Source organism: Streptomyces rubiginosohelvolus (genome assembly GCF_014649875.1).
GTDB lineage: Bacteria > Actinomycetota > Actinomycetes > Streptomycetales > Streptomycetaceae > Streptomyces > Streptomyces rubiginosohelvolus.
The window spans coordinates 43,037-61,366 of record NZ_BMTW01000002.1; the positions used below are offsets into that span (position 1 = coordinate 43,037).

General features: G+C 72.5%; 14 protein-coding genes. 3 read left to right on the top strand and 11 right to left on the bottom strand.

Annotation, left to right across the window (positions count from 1 at the left end):
- Positions 1 to 9: 9 nt before the first annotated feature.
- Entirely contained in the window at positions 10 to 1,146 is a 1,137-nt protein-coding gene (locus IE134_RS07575; protein WP_098020139.1) for a winged helix DNA-binding domain-containing protein, read from the bottom strand.
- A gap of 120 nt (positions 1,147 to 1,266) precedes the next feature.
- Here IE134_RS07575 and IE134_RS07580 point away from each other — a divergent pair, with 120 nt between their 5' ends.
- Positions 1,267 to 2,139, top strand: a complete 873-nt coding sequence (locus IE134_RS07580; RefSeq protein ID WP_229823419.1) for a DMT family transporter — start codon at positions 1,267 to 1,269, stop codon at positions 2,137 to 2,139.
- 9 nt (positions 2,140 to 2,148) lie between these two features.
- Here IE134_RS07580 and IE134_RS07585 read toward each other — a convergent pair whose 3' ends face one another.
- Both IE134_RS07585 and IE134_RS07590 read right to left on the bottom strand, forming a co-directional pair.
- Entirely contained in the window at positions 2,149 to 3,198 is a 1,050-nt protein-coding gene (locus IE134_RS07585) for a glutathione S-transferase family protein (RefSeq protein WP_189429978.1), read from the bottom strand.
- Complete coding sequence (locus IE134_RS07590) at positions 3,195 to 4,694, bottom strand: MFS transporter (RefSeq protein WP_030710146.1); 1,500 nt, start codon at positions 4,692 to 4,694, stop codon at positions 3,195 to 3,197. The genes IE134_RS07585 and IE134_RS07590 overlap by 4 nt, the downstream gene beginning before the upstream one ends.
- Before the next feature lie 129 nt (positions 4,695 to 4,823).
- Here IE134_RS07590 and IE134_RS07595 point away from each other — a divergent pair, with 129 nt between their 5' ends.
- Both IE134_RS07595 and IE134_RS07600 read left to right on the top strand, forming a co-directional pair.
- The gene (locus IE134_RS07595) at positions 4,824 to 5,219 is read left to right on the top strand and encodes a VOC family protein (RefSeq protein WP_029182718.1); all 396 of its coding nucleotides are present in this window, start codon (positions 4,824 to 4,826) and stop codon (positions 5,217 to 5,219) included.
- Between the two features lie 194 nt (positions 5,220 to 5,413).
- Positions 5,414 to 6,493: a glycoside hydrolase family 5 protein gene (locus IE134_RS07600; RefSeq protein ID WP_189429980.1), complete on the top strand. Its 1,080-nt coding sequence runs from the start codon at positions 5,414 to 5,416 to the stop codon at positions 6,491 to 6,493.
- Between the two features lie 22 nt (positions 6,494 to 6,515).
- On the opposite strand, the gene IE134_RS07605 is transcribed toward IE134_RS07600, so the two are convergent.
- The 8 genes from IE134_RS07605 to IE134_RS07640 all read right to left on the bottom strand — a co-directional run bounded on the left by IE134_RS07605 (position 6,516) and on the right by IE134_RS07640 (position 17,925).
- Complete coding sequence (locus IE134_RS07605; protein WP_030710141.1) at positions 6,516 to 7,550, bottom strand: aldo/keto reductase; 1,035 nt, start codon at positions 7,548 to 7,550, stop codon at positions 6,516 to 6,518.
- Positions 7,547 to 11,380, bottom strand: coding sequence for an ABC transporter ATP-binding protein (locus IE134_RS07610; RefSeq protein WP_189429983.1), 3,834 nt, complete (start codon positions 11,378 to 11,380; stop codon positions 7,547 to 7,549). Before IE134_RS07610 ends, IE134_RS07605 begins: the two co-directional genes overlap by 4 nt.
- Complete coding sequence (locus IE134_RS07615; protein ID WP_030710136.1) at positions 11,377 to 12,753, bottom strand: LLM class flavin-dependent oxidoreductase; 1,377 nt, start codon at positions 12,751 to 12,753, stop codon at positions 11,377 to 11,379. The genes IE134_RS07610 and IE134_RS07615 overlap by 4 nt, the downstream gene beginning before the upstream one ends.
- Before the next feature lie 160 nt (positions 12,754 to 12,913).
- A complete protein-coding gene (locus IE134_RS07620) occupies positions 12,914 to 13,663 on the bottom strand; it encodes an ABC transporter ATP-binding protein (RefSeq protein ID WP_189429985.1) in 750 nt (249 codons plus the stop codon).
- Positions 13,639 to 14,532, bottom strand: a complete 894-nt coding sequence (locus tag IE134_RS07625; RefSeq protein ID WP_030710131.1) for an ABC transporter permease — start codon at positions 14,530 to 14,532, stop codon at positions 13,639 to 13,641. The genes IE134_RS07620 and IE134_RS07625 overlap by 25 nt, the downstream gene beginning before the upstream one ends.
- Positions 14,533 to 14,608: 76 nt before the next feature.
- A complete protein-coding gene (locus IE134_RS07630) occupies positions 14,609 to 15,691 on the bottom strand; it encodes an ABC transporter substrate-binding protein (protein ID WP_030710129.1) in 1,083 nt (360 codons plus the stop codon).
- 21 nt (positions 15,692 to 15,712) lie between these two features.
- A complete protein-coding gene (locus IE134_RS07635) occupies positions 15,713 to 16,228 on the bottom strand; it encodes a flavin reductase family protein (protein WP_098895844.1) in 516 nt (171 codons plus the stop codon).
- Between the two features lie 389 nt (positions 16,229 to 16,617).
- Positions 16,618 to 17,925, bottom strand: a complete 1,308-nt coding sequence (locus IE134_RS07640) for an ROK family transcriptional regulator (RefSeq protein ID WP_030710125.1) — start codon at positions 17,923 to 17,925, stop codon at positions 16,618 to 16,620.
- Positions 17,926 to 18,330 lie beyond the last annotated feature (405 nt).

Below are 18,330 nucleotides of genomic sequence, written 5' to 3' on the forward strand. Positions count from 1 at the left end.
TCGCGGGGCTCAGTCCCCGAAGTCCAGGAACGTGCCGAACCGGACGTCGTGGTCCGTGGCGTCCGTCATCACCGTCAGCATCCGCGCAGCCTCCTCGCTGATCTCCGTACGCTGCGCGCGGGTCGGTCTCCGCAGTGTCTGCACGGTCAGGATCGCGGTCCCGCCCTCGCGGTCGATGCGCCAGAGGGCGTCGAGGAAGCCGTCGACGAGGACACTCCCGTACGTCTGGTTGCCCTTTCCGTTGCGCCCCTTGTTGACCTCGGGGATGACCCGGGTGCGGTCGGCGTGGCCGAGCAGGACATTGTCGAACTCGGGCAGGAAACGCGGTGGGGCCGGGGTCTCCGGGTCGGGGCGCGGGGCGTCCGGGAGGTCGAACAGCTCGACGCCCCGCTCGTCGCGGAAGGTGAGCAGCCCGGGCCGCAGCCTTTCGAAGACCTCCTTGGTGCGGGTGAGGCCCGCCCACGCCTGGAAGTCCATCACCGAGGCGGGGCCGAACGCGCCCAGGTAGCGCAGCACGGTGTCATCGAGCCCGGGCGCGGGTTCGGCGGACCGGCCGAGCCAGTGCTCGACAGTGGTCAGGGCCACCTGCCCGCTGCGGCCCCACAGTCCGCGCGGGGTGACCTGGACCAGGGGCAGCAGACAGCGGGCGGCGACGGAGAGCGCGAGGGGGTCGGCGTCCGGCCAGTGGGTGAGGAGCTCCTCGCGCAACTCCCCCAGCGGGCGCGGGCGCTCCTCCACGAACTCCTCGGCCACCCCCGCGAGCCGGTCCAGGTCCACCCCTTCCAGCCCGCGCCGGAAACCCTTCAGCTCCCGGTCGCGCGGCGCCCGCACCAGCGGGACCAGGGTGAGCGCGTCGTCCGCCGTATGGGTGTGGAGGGTGGAGCGCAGGGAGACGGTCCGGACGGCCTCCCGGGACTCCATCAGTCCGGACAGCTCCTCGGGGTCGAAGTCCGCGAGCCGGGCGTACAGCTGGAAGTACGGGGGCTTGGTGTTCTGGGCCTGGAGTCCGACGAGATGGGTGACCGCGTCCTTCGCGGACATCGGCGACCGGCGCAGCAGGAGCTGCCGGTCCAGGGTCGCCCGGTTCAGCGCCCGGGGGGTGAGGACGGCGGGCGGTGCGGCGGTGCGGTGCGTCTTCGCGGCCATGGCCGGCACGCTACCGGGGCTTGCGGTCGGTTACGGTCCGCACGTCGCGGAGTACGTGCGTTACGCCCACCGGACCTGTGCGCCGCGCGCCCCGGGCGGGCCGCCGCCATGATGGGCCGGGTGATCAGTGTCCTGTTCGCCGTCCTGACCGCCCTCAGCAACGGTTCCGCCTCGGTGCTCCAGCGCCGGGCGGCGATGGAGGTGCCCGACAGCGACGCGATGCGGCTGTCGCTGATGACCCGTCTGGTGCGGCAGAAGGTGTGGCTGGCGGGGATCGGGCTGGTGATCGTGGCGGCGGTCTGCCAGGCGATCGCGCTGGCCACCGGGCCGATCGCGGTGGTCCAGCCGATCTTCGTGATCGAGCTGCCGCTGACGCTGCTGGTCGCCGGTCTGGTGATGCGGGTGCGGGCGGACGCGGTCGTCTGGTCCGGGGTCGCGGCGGTCACGGCGGGCCTGGCGCTCGGTATGGCGGCGGCCGCCCCGGTCGAGGGCCGCGACACGGTGGAGGACTTCGCGTGGATTCCGGCGCTCCTGGTGACCGGGGTGTTCGAGGCGGGGCTGATCGTCGCCGCGCTCCGCACCCGGGGCAACGCCCGGGCGGCGCTGCTGGGTCTGGCCGCCGCCTGCGGGTACGCGCTGACGGCGGCGCTGATGAAGGACGCGATGGCGAACCTGGACGACGGCGGGGTGGTCGCGCTGCTGGCGTCCTGGCAGCTGTACGCCACGGCGGCGGCCGGGGTGGGTGCGCTGTTCCTGCTCCAGAACGCGCTGCAGGCGGGCAGTCTGGTGGCCGTTCAGCCGATGCTGACGCTGGGGGACGCGCTGATCAGCATCCTGTACGGGGTGACGCTGTTCGACGAGGAGCTGCGGACCGGGTGGTGGCTGCTGCCCGAGCTGGCCGCGCTGGCCCTGATCGCCACGGGCTGCGTGCGCCTGGCCCGTACGCCGCTGGCCAGGGGCACGCTCGCGCCACCACCGGCCGCCCCTCGCTGAGCGGCCCGGTCAGCGGGAAGGAAGCGGGGTGACCCGCTCGCCCGCCGGTACCGGGCCCGGGGGTGTGCCGTCGCCGAAGGGGCGGCCGCCGAGCTGTTCGCGGTGGTGCGGGGTGGTCCAGCCGGAGAGGTCGGGTCCGGCCGGGACGATGCCGGTCGGGTTGATGCCCGTGTGCACCTGGTAGTAGTGCCGCTTGATGTGGTCGAAGTCGACGGTGTCGCCGAATCCGGGCGTCTGGTAGAGGTCGCGGGCGTACGCCCACAGGACGGGGTCCTCGGTCAGCTTGTTCCGGTTGCACTTGAAGTGGCCGTGGTAGACGGGGTCGAAGCGGACCAGGGTGGTGAAGAGGCGGATGTCGGCCTCGGTGATGGTGTCGCCGACCAGGTAGCGGCGGTCGGCGAGGCGGGCGGAGATCTCGTCCAGGCGGGCGAAGAGGGCCTCGTACGCCTCCTCGTACTCCTGCTGGGAGCTGGCGAAACCGCACTTGTAGACGCCGTTGTTGATGTCCCGGTAGATGCCCTCCATCACCTCGTCGATCTCCGCGCGCAGCGGTGCGGGGTAGAGGTCGGGGGCGCCGGGGCGGTGCAGGGCGGTCCACTCGGTGGCGAGGTCGAGGGTGATCTGCTGGTAGTCGTTGGTGACGAGCTGCCCGCTCGGTACGTCCACGATCGCGGGCACGCTGACACCGCCGGGGTAGTCGCGCTCCCGGGCGTCGTAGGCCTCGCTGAGGTGGCGGATGCCGAGGACGGGGTCCTTGCCGTCCGGGTCGAGGGTGAAACGCCAGCTGCGGTCGTCCTGGATCGGGTCGGCGACGGCGAGGGAGAGGGCGTCCTCCAGGCCGAGGAGCCGCCGGGAGACCAGGGCGCGGCTCGCCCAGGGGCAGGCCCGGCTGACGGCGAGCCGGTAGCGGCCGGGTTCGACGGGCCAGCCGTCGCGGCCGTCCGCGGTGATCCGGTCGGGGAAGTGGCTCTTGGACCGCTTGAACGGCTTGTGGCCGTAGGAGTCGTTGCCGCCGCTCCCGGCGCTGTCGCCGGTGGCGTCCGTGGTCGTGTCGCTCATGCCGCGCTCCTCGTTGCGTCGGTGTCCTGTCGTTCGTCACGTCGTCTGCCCCGTCGTCCGGCTCCGACATCGGCCACCGCCACGATCAGGGCGGCCAGGACGAAGGCGACGGAGACGATGAGCCCGTGGTCGTACGCGTCGGCCCAGCCGTCGGGGCCGACCTGGGCGAAGAACACCGCGCCGACGGCGGCGATGCCGATCGCGGAGCCGACCCGCTGGCCGGTCTGCAGGGTGCCCCCGGCGCTGCCCGCCTGGTGGACGGGGACCTCCGCCAGCGTCAGGGTCTGGTTCGGGGCGATGACCAGACCGCTGCCGAGGCCGGCGAACAGCAGCGGGGCGGCCATGGCCCAGCCCGCGCCGCGGCCGGGGACCAGGTGGACGGCGAGGGCGGTGCCCGCGAGGCCGAGCGCGACCATGGCCAGGCCCGCCACCACCAGCGGGCGGCCGAAGCGGCCGACGAGCCGCCCGCCGATGGACGCGGCGACGCCGGAGCCGAGGGCGAAGGGGGTGATGGCGAGTCCGGCGAGGAGGGCGGAGTAGCCGAGGCCGGACTGGAGGTAGAGGGTCGTGACGAAGAAGATCGAGGTGAACCCGGCGAAGTAGAGCAGGATCAGCAGGCAGCCCAGCCAGTAGGAGCGCAGCCGGAACAGCGCCAGGTCCAGGACCGGCTGGACGCGTCCGCCCGTGCACCGCGACTCCCAGGCGACGAACCCCGTGAGCAGGGCGGCGGCCAGGAGCAGCAGCAGCCACTTCGCGTTGCCGGGCCACTGCTGGGCCTGGACGAACGGCAGCAGCAGGGCCAGTACCCCGGCGCCCAGGAGCAGCACGCCGAACGGGTCCAGGTCTCGGGGGCGGACCCGGGTCGCGGAGGGGGTGTCGGGCAGCAGCCGGTGGGCGAGCAGGAGGCAGACGACGCCGAGCGGGAGGTTGACGTAGAAGACCCAGCGCCAGCCGTGCTCGGGTCCGGCGGCCTGGATGAGGAGTCCGCCGAGCAGCGGGCCGACGGCCGTGGAGATGCCGACGACGGTGCCGAACATGCCGAAGGCGCGGCCGCGCTCGCGCCCGGAGAACATCTGCTGGATCAGGGCGGAGATCTGCGGGGAGATCAGACCGCCCGCGATGCCCTGCACCAGACGGGCGATCACCAGCCACAGGCTGGACTGGGCGGCGCCGCAGGCGGCGGAGGCCAGGGTGAAGAGGGCGAGTCCCGCCATGAAGACCGCCCGGCGGCCCCGCGCGTCGCCGAGGCGTCCGGCCGGGATGAGGAAGAGGCCGAAGGCGAGGGCGTAACCGGAGAGCACCCATTGGAGGTCGGACTCGGGGGTGTTCAGCCCTTCCCTGATGGAGGGGAGGGCGACGTTGACGATGGAGACGTCCAGCAGGGTCATGAAGCCCGCGACCAGGCAGACGGCGAGTGCCTGCCAACGCCGGGGGTCGGGGCCGTCCGGGGCGGCGTCGCCCCCGGTCGGCCCGGGCTGCGCCGTGCTCCGTGCCATGGTTCGCACCTTAGGTCGCGTGGGGTGTTTCCTCATCCGGGACGCGGCCGCACCGGTGGCCCGGATTCCGGTTTTCCGGGACGGGTCCGGCACGGCGTGTCGGCGTCCGCCGGGGGTAGGGGTTCCCGCATGACTGTGGAGAAAACGAGCGTCCTCGTCCTTGACTGTGCCGAACCCATGGAGCTGGCCGAGTTCTACGCCGGTCTGCTCGGCGCGGAGACCCGGATCGGCACCGACCCCGACTTCGTCGAGATCGTCGGCAACGACGGCGTCCGGCTCGCGATCCGCCGCGACCACGGCTACGCCCCGCCGAGCTGGCCGCGTCCGGAGGACTCGCAGCAGGCGCATCTGCGGATCCTGGTGGCGCGGGAGGACATCGACGAGGCCGAGCGGGAGGCGATATCGCTCGGCGCCCGGCCCGTCGACACCGGTGAGAGCAACAGCGGGCCCCGGGACGTGCGGGTGTACGGGGATCCGGCGGGGCACTCGTTCTCGCTGGCGGTCTATCCGCTGCGGGAGGACTGAGCGGACCTAGGCACACCGGCACACCGGCACATCCAGGACGGACGCTTGGCGGAGGAGCCCCCAACGGGCTCTTCCGCCAAGCGCGTTAATAGGAAGGAAAGTTTCCCACCACCGTTGACGCCAATTGGAAGGAAGCTTTACTTTCAGTTCTGCCGACATGGCGCCTCCCACCCCCCTCCGAAGGGAGCACCACCATGCACCAGCGCCCCACTCCCCCCACCGGCCCCACCGTCACGACCGGCCGCCGCAGAATGGCCCGCAAGGCTCTGCTCGCCGTGTCCGCGCTCGGTGTCGTCACCGCGCTGATGGCTCCCGTCCGCGCCGGAGCCGCACCGGCGCCCGCCGCCCCCACCGCCGCCACCCCGCTCGCCGCCAACGGGCAGCTCTCGGTCTGCGGCCGCCAGCTCTGCAACGCCTCCGGCCAGGCGGTCGCGCTCAACGGCATGAGCACGCACGGCACCCAGTGGTACGCCCAGTGCGTCACCGGCGGCTCGCTCGACGCGCTCGCCCAGGACTGGCGCTCCGACGTGCTGCGCGTCTCCACCTACGTACAGGAGGGCGGCTACGAGACGGACCCGGCCGGATTCACCGCCCGTGCGCAGAAGTTCATCGACGCGGCGCACGCGCGCGGCATGTACGCGGTGATCGACTGGCACATGCTGACCCCGGGCGATCCGAACGCGAATCTGGCGCGGGCCAAGACCTTCTTCACGGCGATGGCGAAGAAGTACAAGAACCACCCGGGTGTGCTCTACGAGATCGCCAACGAGCCCTCGGGGGTGAGCTGGTCGGCCATCAAGTCGTACGCCGAGCAGATCATCCCGGTGATCCGGGCCGAGGACCCGGACGCGGTCGTCCTGGTCGGCACGCGCGCCTGGTCGTCCTTCGGCGTGTCCGAGGGCTCCAACGAGTCCGAGGTCGTGAACAACCCCGTCAAAGCCTCGAACATCATGTACACCTTCCACTTCTACGCGGCCTCGCACCGCGAGGAGTACCTGAACACCCTCGACCGGGCCTCCGACCGGCTGCCCGTGTTCGTCACGGAGTTCGGGACGCAGAACTACGCGGGCGAGGGCGCCAACGACTTCACCATGTCGCAGCGCTACCTCGACCTGATGAAGCGCAAGAAGATCTCCTGGACCAACTGGAACTACTCCGACGACCACCGCTCCGGCGCCGTCTTCAAGACCGGCACCTGCAACGGCAGCACGTGGGCGGGGACCGGGGTCCTGAAGGAGGCCGGGGTCTGGATCCGCGACCGCATCCGCCAGTGACCCCGGCCCGCTCCCCGCGCCGTCAGGCCGTACGGCGGCGCAGGGAGGCGTCGGTGAGGACCGCCGGGGCGTAACCGGCGTCGCGCGACGACAGGTTGACGCCGGGCGGGACGATCTCGTCGATCCGGTCGAGGACGTCCCGGCTCAGCCTCACCTTGTCGGCGCCGAGCTGGCTCTCCAACTGCTCGAAGGTGCGCGGCCCGATGATCGCCGAGGTGACGACCGGGTGCTCCAGCACGAAGGCCAGGGCCAGTTGGACGAGCGTGAGCCCGGCCTCCTCGGCGAGGACCGCGAGTGCGTCGGCCGCTGCCAGCTTGGCGGCGTTCTCCGGCGCGGTGATGTCGAACCGGGCGGCCTGGCGCTCGGCGCGGCTGGAGGCCGGCTGCTCGGCGCCCGTGCGGTAGCGGCCGGTCAGCCAGCCGCCCGCGAGCGGGCTCCAGGAGAGCACGCCGAGCCCGTACCGCTGGGCCACCGGGAGCACTTCGCGTTCGATGCCCCGGGCCAGCAGCGAGTACGGGGGCTGCTCGGCGACGACGCGTTCACGGCCCCGGCGCTCGGCGGTCCACTGGCCCTCGACGATGGCGGAGGGTTCGAAGGTGGAGGTGCCGATGTAGCGGATCTTGCCCTGGTGGACCAGGTCGGAGAGCGCGCCGAGGGTCTCGTCGAAGTCGGTGTCGGGCTCGGGGCGGTGGACCTGGTAGAGGTCGATCCAGTCGGTGCCCAGCCGTCGCAGGCTGTTCTCGACCTCGCGGATGATCCAACGTCGGCTGTTGCCGGACTCGTTGGGGTCGTCGCCCAGTCGCCCGTGGAACTTGGTGGCCAGCACCACGTTGTCGCGCCGGCTGCCCGCGAGCGCCTTGCCGACGATGGTCTCGGACTCGCCCTGCGAGTAGACGTCGGCGGTGTCGACGAAGTTGATGCCGGAGTCGAGGGCGTGGTGGATGATCCGGACACCGTCGTCGTGATCGGTGTTGCCGCGCGCACCGAACATCATGGTGCCCAGTGCGAGGGGGCTGACCTGGACGCCGGTGCGGCCGAGGTTGCGGTATTCGGTCATCCTGCACTCTCCTTGACGAGTTCACTGATGGTGGCGGGGTGGTCCTGCGGTGCCTGCCGGAAGGCCTCCCACAGCCGGTGGTACGGGCCCCGGGCCGCGAGGAGTTCGGTGTGGGTGCCGCTCTCGACGACGGTTCCGGCGTCCAGGACGACCACCCGGTCGGCGCGGGCGGCGGTGGTCAGCCGGTGGGCGACGACCACGGTCGTACGGCGACGGCACAGGGCGTCCGTCGCGGCGGCGACCCGGCGTTCCGTGGCGAGGTCGAGCGAGGCGGTGGCCTCGTCGAGCAACAGGATGTCCGGGTCGACGAGTTCGGCCCGGGCCAGGGCGAGGAGCTGGCGCTGTCCGGCGGACAGGGCCCGGCCCCGCTCCCCCACCTGCTGGAGGTAGCCGAGCCGGAGCCCGGCGATCATGTCGTGCGCGCCCACGGCCCGGGCGGCGGCCTCCACCTCGGCGTCGGTGGCGTCGGGCCGCCCGTAGGCGATGGCGTCCCGCACGGTCCCGCTGAAGAGGTACGGCTCCTGCGGGACGAGCCCGAGCCTGCGCCGGAAGGCGGGCAGGTCGACGTCCCGGAGATCGTGGCCGTCGACGCGTACGGTGCCGCCGGTCGGGTCGTAGAAGCGGGCCAGCAGTTTGACGACGGTGGACTTGCCCGCGCCGGTGGCCCCGACCAGGGCGACGGTCTCGCCGGGCTCGATGCGCAGCCGCAGCCCGTGCAGGACGTCGCGCCCGCCGCCGCCCGCGTAACCGAAGGACACCTCGTCGAACTCCACCTCACCGCGCAACTTCCTTATCCTTACGGGTTGTTCGGCGGGCGGGGTGCCGGCCGGTGTGCGCATCAGGGAGCGGAGACGGCCGAGGCCGATGACGGCCTGCTGGTAGCCGTCGAAGACCTGCGAGAGCTGCTGGATGGGCGAGAAGAACAGCTCAACGTAGAGCAGGAAGGCGATCAGGGTGCCCGCGCTGAGTTCACCGGAGCGGACCTGGCCCGCGCCGACGGCCAGGACGGCGGCGGTGGACAGGGTGCCGAGGAACTCCACGAACGGGAAGAAGGTGCCCATGTACCGCTGGGCGCGCAGCCGTGAGTCCCGGAATCCCCAGGCGAGTTGGGCGAAGTCGCGGGCGTTGCGCTCCTCGCGGCGGAACGCCTGGGTGACGCGGATGGCGGTGACGTTCTCCTGGAGGCAGGCGTTGACCGCGCTGACGCGTTCGCGGGCCTCCCGGTAGGCGGGGACGGAGTGGTGCCGGAAGAGGGCGGTCGCGCCGATCAGGACCGGGAGGGCGAGGAGCAGGACGACGGCGAGGCCCGCGTCGATGACCAGCAGGGCGACCAGCACGCCGAGGACGGTGAGCAGGCTGACGACGGCGGTGATCAGCCCGGTCTGGAGGAAGTTCGACAGGGCGTCCACGTCCGTGGTCATCCGGGTCATGATCCGGCCGCCGAGCTCCCGCTCGTAGTAGTCGAGTCCGAGCCGCTGGAGCTGGGCGAAGGTCTTCACCCGCAGGGTGTAGAGCAGCCGTTCGCCGGTGCGTCCGGTGGTGCGGACCTGGGCGATTCCGATCAGCCAGTTCGCCGTGACGACCAGGCCCGCGCAGGCGGCCGCCGCCAGCAGGACTCCCCCGGCCTGCCGGGCGACGCCGTGGTCCACCCCGTGGCGGACCAGGACCGGTACGGCGATCTGCGCGGCGGCGTCGAGGGCGACGAGCAGCAGCCCGAGGGCCAGCGGGAGGCGGAAGGGCCGCAGCAGGGTGCCGAGGTGGAAGGCCGGGTCGGCGGCCACCGCCTGGGCGGTGGGCACCTTCGGGTCGGCCTCGGGCAGCGGGAGGCGGGCGAGGCCGGCGATCAGCTCGGGGCTGGGCGGGGCCGAGCCGAGGACCCCGCCGCCGGGGCCGCCGCGCCCGGGCCCGGCGGTGGCGGCGGCCTCGGCGAGCGCCTGGGCGGCCCGGACGGCGGTGGACTCGTCGGTGTCGCCCTCCGCCGCCGCGTCCCGCAGCCAGAGGTCCGCGGTCACCCCGCCCGCCGGGGCCTGCGCCACGGGTTCGGAGGCGGTGGGCTCGGCGGTGGACAGCAGCGTACGGAACAGGGCGGATCGGGAACGGAGTTCGTCGAGGGTGCCGGTGTCGGCGACGCGTCCGCCGTCCAGCACGGCGATCCGGTCGGCGAGCTCCAGGGTGGATCGGCGGTGCGCCACGATCAGGGTCGTCCGGCGGCGGGTCTCCGTGTGGAGCCCGGCGTGAATCTCGGCCTCGACCCGGGCGTCGATGGCCGAGGTGGCGTCGTCGAGGACCAGGATCGCCGGGTCGCCGACCAGGGCGCGGGCGAGCGCGATGCGCTGGCGCTGGCCGCCGGAGAGGGTCAGCCCCTGCTCGCCGACGACGGTGTCGTACCCCTGCGGGAGCCGTTCGAGGAACGCGTCGGCGCGGGCGGTCCGGGCGGCGGCGCGGATCTGCTCGTCGGTGGCGTCCGGCGCGCCGTAGGCGATGTTGGCGCGCACGGTGTCGGAGACCAGCAGGCTCTCCTCGAAGACGTAGCCGATCCGGGAGCGCAGCGAGGCGAGGGAGAGCTGCCGTACGTCGGTGCCGTCGACGGCGACCGTCCCGGAGGGTACGTCGTAGAACCGGGGCAGCAGGGCGGCGGCGGTCGACTTGCCGGATCCGGCGGCGCCGATCAGGGCGAGGGTCTCGCCGGGCCGGACGTCGAGCGTGAAGCCGTCGAGGAGCGGCGGTCCTTCCCCGTGCCGGAAGGTGACGTCCTGCCAGGAGAGGGCGGGCGGCCGGTCGGGCAGGTCGCGGGCGTCCGGGGCGTCGGTGATGGCCGGGGCCTCGTCGACGACCTCCAGCACGCGTTCGGCTCCGGCACGGGCCTGCTGCCAGACCGTGAGGAGGGTGGCGACCTGGCGGACCGGGGTGACGAAAGAGCCGAGGTAGGTGGTGAAGGCGAGGAACGTGCCGAGCGAGATCCGGCCGTGCAGGGCCATCCAGCCGCCGAGGGCGAGGACGGCGACCTGGCCGAGGGCGGGGACGGCCTGGAGCGCCGGGTTGTAGCGGCCGGTGAAGCGGACGACGCGGAGCCGGGAGGCGAACAGGCCGCGGGCGCGTTCCTCCAGCCCGGCCAGTTCGCGGTCCTCCTGGCCGAAGCCCTTGACGACGCGGACGCCGGTGACGGTCGCCTCGACGGTGGAGGCGACCTCGGCGGCCTCCTGCTGGGCGTGCCAGTTGGCGGGGAAGAGGTCGCGGCGGCTGCGCAGGGCGATCAGGTAGAGCAGCGGGCCGACGACGAGGGCGACGACGGTCAGCAGGGGCGAGAGAAGCGCCATGAAGACCAGCGAGCACAGGAACATCAGGGCGTTGCCGGTGAGGTTCGGCAGGAACTGCAGCAGGGTCTGGACGAGGGTGATGTCGGAGATGGAGCGGCTCACCACCTGGCCGGTGCGCAGGCCGTCCTGCTGAGCACCGCCGAGCCTCAGGAGTGCGGCGAAGGCGTCGTTGCGCAGGTCGTACTGCACGCCGAGGGAGAGCCGTCCGGAGCGGTAGCGGCGGGTGAAGCTCGCACCGAAGCGGACGGCGCCGAGGGCGGCGAGCAGGGAGATCCAGGGGACGAGGGAACCGGTGCCGTCGGCGAGGCCGTCCACGACATGGCGCAGGACGAGCGGCAGGGTGGCGGTGGCCAACGCGGCGACGAGCGCGGCTCCGAAGGCGAGGAGGAGGTCGGTGCGGTGGCGGAGGCAGTAGCCGGACAGCCGCCGGACCCAGCCGGGGCCGGGGGTGTGGGCGGTGCCGCCCTCCTGCGACGGAGGGACGGCACCGCCGCGCGTCGTACAGTCCGTCACCGGGCCCCCGCCGTGGCCAGGTCGGCCTGGGCGGCGGCCGTGTCGAAGAGCTGGTTGGCGGGGCGCGGCAGGCCGTAGTGCTCGCGCAGGGTGGAGCCGGTGTACTCGGTGCGGAACAGTCCGCGTTCCTGGAGGATCGGGACCACGCGGTCGACGAAGACCTCCAGGCCCGAGGGGAGCACGGCGGGCATGATGTTGAAGCCGTCGGCGGCCCCGCTGTCGTACCAGTGCTCGATGGTGTCGGCGACCTGGACGGCGGTGCCGGCGAAGGTGCGGTGGCCGCGTCCGCCGCCGAGCCTGCCGATGAGTTGACGGATCGTCAGCTTCTCGCGTCGGGCCAGCTCGACGATGAGCGTGTAGCGGCTCTTGGCACCCTCGATCTCGTCCTCGGTGGGGATGTCCTCGGGGAGTTCGGCGTCGAGGTCGAGGTCGTCCGGGGCGATCCTCAGGCGCAGGGCGAGCTGCCGCTTGGCGTACTCGGGGACGATGAGGCGGTCCAGTTCGGCGTCGAGTTCCCGGGCCTCGGCCTCGGTGTCGCCGATGACGGGGACGATGCCGGGCAGGATCTTGATGGTGTCGGGGTCGCGGCCGAGCGCCACAGCACGCGCCTTGACGTCCTTGTAGAAGGCGATGCCCTCCTCCAGGGTCTGCTGGGCGGTGAAGACGGCTTCGGCGTAGCGGGCGGCGAAGTCCTTGCCGTCCTCGCTGGATCCGGCCTGCACGAGCAGCGGGTGGCCCTGCGGCGGGCGCTGGACGTTGAGGGGTCCGTCGACGCGGAAGAACTCGCCCCGGTGGTCGATGGCTTTGACCCGTTCGGCGAGCGCGTGGACGCCCTTCTCCTTGTCGGCGACGACCGCGTCGTCCGCCCAGCTGTCCCACAGTTTGGTGGAGACCTCGACGAACTCGGCGGCGCGGCGGTAGCGCTCGCGGTGCAGCGGGGTGTCGTCCAGGCCGAAGTTGCGGGCGGCGTCGGCCCCGGCGGTGGTGACGATGTTCCAGCCGGCCCGGCCGCCGGAGACATGGTCCAGCGAGGCGAACCTGCGGGCCAGGTTGTAGGGCTCGTTGTAGCTGGTGGACGCGGTGGCGATGAGCCCGATGCGCTCGGTGGCCCCGGCGAGCGCGGTGAGCAGGACGGTGGGTTCCAGCTTGGCGGCGGGGCGGCGGCCGGGGTCGCCCATGAGGACCGGGCTGTCGGCGAGGAACAGGGAGTCGAGGCGGCCGCGTTCGGCGATCCGGGCGAGGTTCTTGTAGTGCGCGATGTCGGAGCCGGCCTCGGCGGGGCTCTCGGGGAGCCGCCAGGACGCCTCGTGGTGGCCGGTGGACATGAGGAAGGCGTTGAGGTGGAGCTGCTTGCGGGTCTTGGCTGCGGGCATGGGTGTCTCCAGGCAGGGGCGGGTGAGGTTCCGGGGGCGTACGGGGGTGGGAACCCGCGCCGGGCGAGCCCTGGCGGGGTTCCCGGGCGTACGAGGGTGGTAGGAACCCGCGCCGGGCGAGCTGGCGGGGTTCCCGGGCGTACGGGGGTGGGGACCGGCGTCAGGCGGGCGCGGGCGGCTGGGCGACCCCGAGCGCGGTGAGCAGGGTGTCGCGGTACTCCTGGAAGCGGGCGTCGCGGCGCGAGCGCAGGGTGGGCAGGTCGATGGCGAGGTCGACGGAGATCAGCCCGTCCTCCAGGACGAGGACCCGGTCGGCCAGCTCCACGGCCTCGTCCACGTCATGGGTGACCAGGAGGACGGCGGGGCGGTGGCGCTCGTACAGTTCGCGGAGCAGGCCGTGCATCTTGATCCGGGTCAGCGCGTCGAGGGCGCCGAACGGCTCGTCGGCCAGCAGGAGTTCGGGTTCGCGGACCAGGGCACGGGCGAGGGCGGCGCGCTGCTGTTCGCCGCCGGACAGCTCGTGCGGCCAGGAGCGGTCGCGGCCGGCGAGGCCGACCTCCTCCAGTGCGGTGAGGCCGCGTTCGCGGGCGCCGGGGCCGCGGAGCCCGAGGGTCACGTTGTCCAGGACGCGGAGCCAGGGCAGCAGCCGGGAGTCCTGGAAGGAGAGCGACACCCTTTCGGGGACGGTGAGTTCGCCCGATCCCTCGACGGTGTGGTCGAGCCGGGCTACGGCCCGCAGCAGGGTGGACTTGCCCGATCCGCTGCGGCCGAGGAGGGCGGTGAACTCCCCCGGTGCCACGGTGAGGTCCAGCTCCTTCAGGATGACCCGGTCGCCGAACTTCCGTACCAGCCGCCGCGTCCGGACCGCGGGCGCGGCCTTCGTGATCAGCCCGCCAGGGTGCGTCGCCATGACAGGGCCCTCCTCTCGATGGCACGAACGCCCGCGTCCGAGGCGAAGCCGAAGATCCCGTAGGCCACCAGGCCCACGATGATCACGTCGGACTGCGCGTACTGCTGGGCCTGGAACATCATGTAGCCGATACCGCTGGTGGCGTTGATCTGCTCGACGACGATCAGTCCGACCCAGGACGAGGTGACGCCGAGGCGGAGGCCGACGAAGAAGCCGGGCAGCGAGCCGGGGATGACGACCTTGCGGATGAACTGGGCGCGGCCGAGGTCGAGTCCTTCCGCGAGCTCCACGTACCGGCTGTCGATGGAGGTCAGGAAGGCGTAGGTGTTGATGTACATGCTGACCGCGACACCGAGGGCGATGACGGTCACCTTCATCTCCTCGCCGATGCCGAGCCAGAGGATCAGCAGGGGCAGCATGGCGAGGGAGGGGATGGCGCGCTTGATCTGGAGCGGTCCGTCGAGGAGGTACTCGCCGGTGCGGCTGAGCCCGGCGGCGACGGCGAGGACGACCCCGCTGACGACGCCGAAGAAGAGGCCGAGTCCCGCGCGCTGGAGGGAGATGAGGACGTTGTCCTGGAGCCGTCCGGTGGCCACCAGGTCCCCCGCGGTGGAGATCACGGTCCCGGGCCCGGACAGGATGCGCGGGTCCAGGTAGCCGGAGGCGGAGGCCGCCCACCACAGGGCGACGAGCAGGGCGGGGCCGATGAGCCGGCCGAAGGGCAGGGACCGGCCGGGTCCGAGCCGCCGCCGGGTGCCCCGGGCGACCCGGGGGCCGGGGGCCTGGGGCGGGTCCTGCGGGGGTGCGGCGCTCTTGGTGAGGACGGCGGGCCCGCCGCCGGTGCGGGCCGTGGGCAGCAGGTCGGTCATGACGCCTCCGTGGCGGCGGCCGGTGCGGACGGGTCGGCGGTCATGGCGTCTCCCGCGGTGGGTGCGGAGCGGTCGGTCATGACGTCTCCCGATACTTGGCGGGTACGGACTCGGCGGCCAGGCCCTCGAAGCGGCGGTCGAAGAGGTCGGCGACGTCCTGCTTCGGCACGAAGCCGCCTTCGGCCATCAGGTCGGCGGTCTCCTGCTCCCAGGCGATGGCCTTGTCCCAGCTGACCGGGAACTGCGGCTGGTGGAGGGAGGAGACGATGCGCCGGCCGTCGGCCTCGGAGACGCCCTGGTCCTTCACGTAGTACGTGTCGATCCACTCGTCGGAGTTCTCCCAGGCCCAGACGAGGCCCTTGGCCCACAGCGGGACGAAGCTGCGGACGGCGGCGGCCTTCGCGGGGTCGTCGAGGACCTCCACCGGGGCCCACAGCACGGTGAGCAGGTCGACTACGTCGGTCGTGACGCCGGTGGCACCGTCCTTGCCGTACTGGTCGAGGTACTTGGTGAGGGTCGGCTCGCCCAGCGGCGCCACGTCGACCTGCTTGGACTGGAGGGCGGTGAGGAACTGGGTGCTGGGCAGGGCGACGAGTTCGACGTCGCTGTTCTTCAGCCCGGCCTTCTTCAGGGCGCGCAGGACGACGACGCCCTGGGCCTGGCCCTGCGAGAAGCCGATCTTCTTGCCCCGGAAGTCCTCCACCGACGCGATGTCCGACCCCGGAGCCGTGGCGAAGGTGTAGATGGGCCGCGGGCGCACCTGGACGGCGACGATCTTCGTGTCGACGCCGATGGCCTTGGCCTGGATCGGGGGAATTCCGGCGTTGGAGGCGAGGTCGATCGACTGCGCCCGGAATCCCTGGATGATGTCGGGTCCCGCGCTGAGGTTCGGCCATTCGGAGACGGTGAAGGCCAGATCCTTTTTCAGCCCCGCCGGTTCGAGCTGGAGTCGCGTCGTGCGGACCGCGACGGTCAGCTTCGTGCCCGGCGGCGGTGCCCCCGAGGGAAGTTTCCCGGCGGGTTCGGAACTGGCCACGCTCTTGGTCTGCGGGGAGCAGGCGGTGAGGCCGAGAACCGTTCCGGTGGCGAGAGCGAGAAAGGACCGGCGGCCCACGGTTCGGGTGGTCGCGGAAAGGTCGTTGGACCGGTGACGAGGCATGGGTGCGTTTCCTGGGTCTGTTCAGAGGGAGTGGTAGGAGCCGTCGTGGAACAGCAGCGGGCTGCGGCCCTCGTCGAGCCAGGACGCGGTGACCCGGGCGATGACGATCCGGTGGTCGCCGGCGGGCACGATCTGCTCGGTCTCCAGGCGCAGCCAGCCGGCCACCCCGTCGAGCACCGGCTCGCCCCCGGGCAGCCGGCGCCAGCCGGTGGGGGCGGCGAACCGGTCGATTCCGCTGGTGGCGAAGGTCCGGGCGAGCGTTTCCTGGTCGGCGCCCAGGAAGTTGACGACGGTGGAGGCCGCCACCTCGACATGGGGCCAGGAGGAGGTCGCGGTGCCGATGCCGTACGAGACGAGCTGCGGGTCCAGGGACAGCGAGGTGAGCGAGGTGGCGGTGAACCCGATGGGTCCGCGGCCGGAGTCGGCGGTGACGACGACCACGCCGGCCGGGTAGCGGCGGAAGATCTGCTTGAAACGCTCAGGGGGATGGGCGGGGGATTGGACAGGAGCATAGGAGGGCACGGTGACGGTCAACATCTCTCCCGGAAAGACGGAAAGGAAGGAGGGGAATACGGGAAATGGGCGCACGGAGGCGCGAAGACACCATGGCGCTGCCACCTGTTACGACTGTTACGGATTTACGGAGACCGTCAGGAACGCAACGAAATGGCGTCAGGAATACGACGGGGCGCTGTCAGGAACCCGGACAGGAGCGACAACGACAGGGCCGGGAGAAATTCCTCACCGGCGCAGCCGTGCGACAGCGGCGTGCCGCGCGGGGCACGCTCTGCTGAATACGCTGTCGGCTGGTCATGAATCCATTGTCCTGTGGGGCTGTCGGGCCGGTCAACAATGCAACGTTCTGAATTAAGTCGGGTTCCGCACCGGCCGGGAAACGAGTCCGGCGTACGGACCGGCGTACGGCTTCAGGAGACGGCGGGCAGCGCGGGCCAGGGCCCCAGCGGGTCGGTGTAGAGCGCGCCGAGCGCCACCGCACCACCTGCCGTGGCCAGCACCGAGCCGGTGAAGCTGCTGGGCACCACGGCCCGTTCCGGGTCGTCGCAGACCCAGGAGCGCCGCGCCACCTCGGCCCGCAGATCCGCCAGGCACTCCGGCAGGCGGCCGGCTCCCGGCTCGACGACCACGAGGACCTCCGGGTCGAACATGTCCAGCAGCAGGGCCGCGGCCCGGCCGACGAGCAGGGCCCGGCGACGGAAGAGTCCGAGGGCCCGCTCGTCCCCGGCCAGGGCTCCGTCGAGCAGTTCGGTGAACGACCCGACGATCAGGCCCTGTTCGGCGGCTCGGCGCACCATGGCCCGCTCGGAGACCTCCGACTGGAGGCAGCCGGTACGGCCGCACGAACAGGGTTCGGCACCGCCCGATCCGCCCGACCCGAGCGGCAGATGGGCCACGCTGCCCGCGCCGGAGCGGGGGCCCAGGTGCAGGCTCCCGGAGCTGGCGAACGCCGCGTCCACCACGGCCCCGACGAAGAGCAGGACCGTACTGGCCCGGGTCGACGTCTCGCCGAACAGCTGCTCGGCGCGGGCCAACGCCCGGGAGTGGCTGTCCACATGGACCGGGAGACCGGTGGCGGCTTCGAGGATCTCGCGCACCGGGACGTCCCGCCAGCCCAGGTGCGGATGCTCGACGACGACCCCGGCGGCCGGGTCCACCCGGTGGCCGGTGGCGAAGCCGAGGGCGAGGACGGTCCGTCCTGCGGCGTGCGCGTCGACGAGGCGGGGCAGCCGGTCGGCCAGGTCGCGCAGCAGGGCGGGCCCGGTCGCCAGGCCGCGCGGGGAGCCGCCGGGGACGGTGGCGTAGGGGCCCCTCGCCCCGACGGCGTGCGGCTGCCGGTCCTCGGCGACGATCCGTCCGCGCAGGTCCATCAGCGAGACGGTGGAGTGCGCGACGGCGACATGGGCCCCGGCGACCAGGTAGCGGCCGGTGTCGATCTCCACGGGGATGTGGGGGCGGCCGAGCCCCTTGGGACCGGCGGTCTCCGCACCCTCGCGGACGAGGCCGCGCGCCAGCAGCTGCCCGACGTGGCCGGTGACCGCCGCCGGGGAGAGACCGGTGAGGCGGGCGACGGTGGAACGGGCGACGGGCCCGTGGTCGAGGATCGCGCCCAGCACGGAGCCGGTGCCCGGGACGCGGCGGGCGGGCCCGGCGGCCGGGATGTCCGAGCGGCGCAGAGGGGTGGTGGTGCGGCGGTGGGGCACGGGCGGACGCTTCACTGGTGTCTTCACAGGTCCTCGATGGCAGCGGGCCGTGCGGGAAGGCGTCCGGACGGAGCCTGGTGCCGAAAACCCTGCGGGGTTGCGGCTTCTCCCGTGGAACGGTCGCCCGGACACGCACCGGGAGGGCTCCGGTGGCGGTCGCGGTGGGCGGGGTGCGTTCAGGCCCGGTGACACGCCGCGGAGCACACGCGCTTCAGGTCGACATGACCTCGCGTCGTCAGGTGTGCGGATCGCTGCATGGCGCGCAACGTAGCCGGATCGGCGTAACCCGGTCAAACTGTTGACCGCATGGTGGACGGCCGTCTCAGCAGGGCGTGTTGCCTCCTGTTGCCGCACGTGGCGGGCGCGTGGCGGGGGTATGGCAGCGGCATGGCGGGCGTACGCAGCGGGTGTACGGGCGTC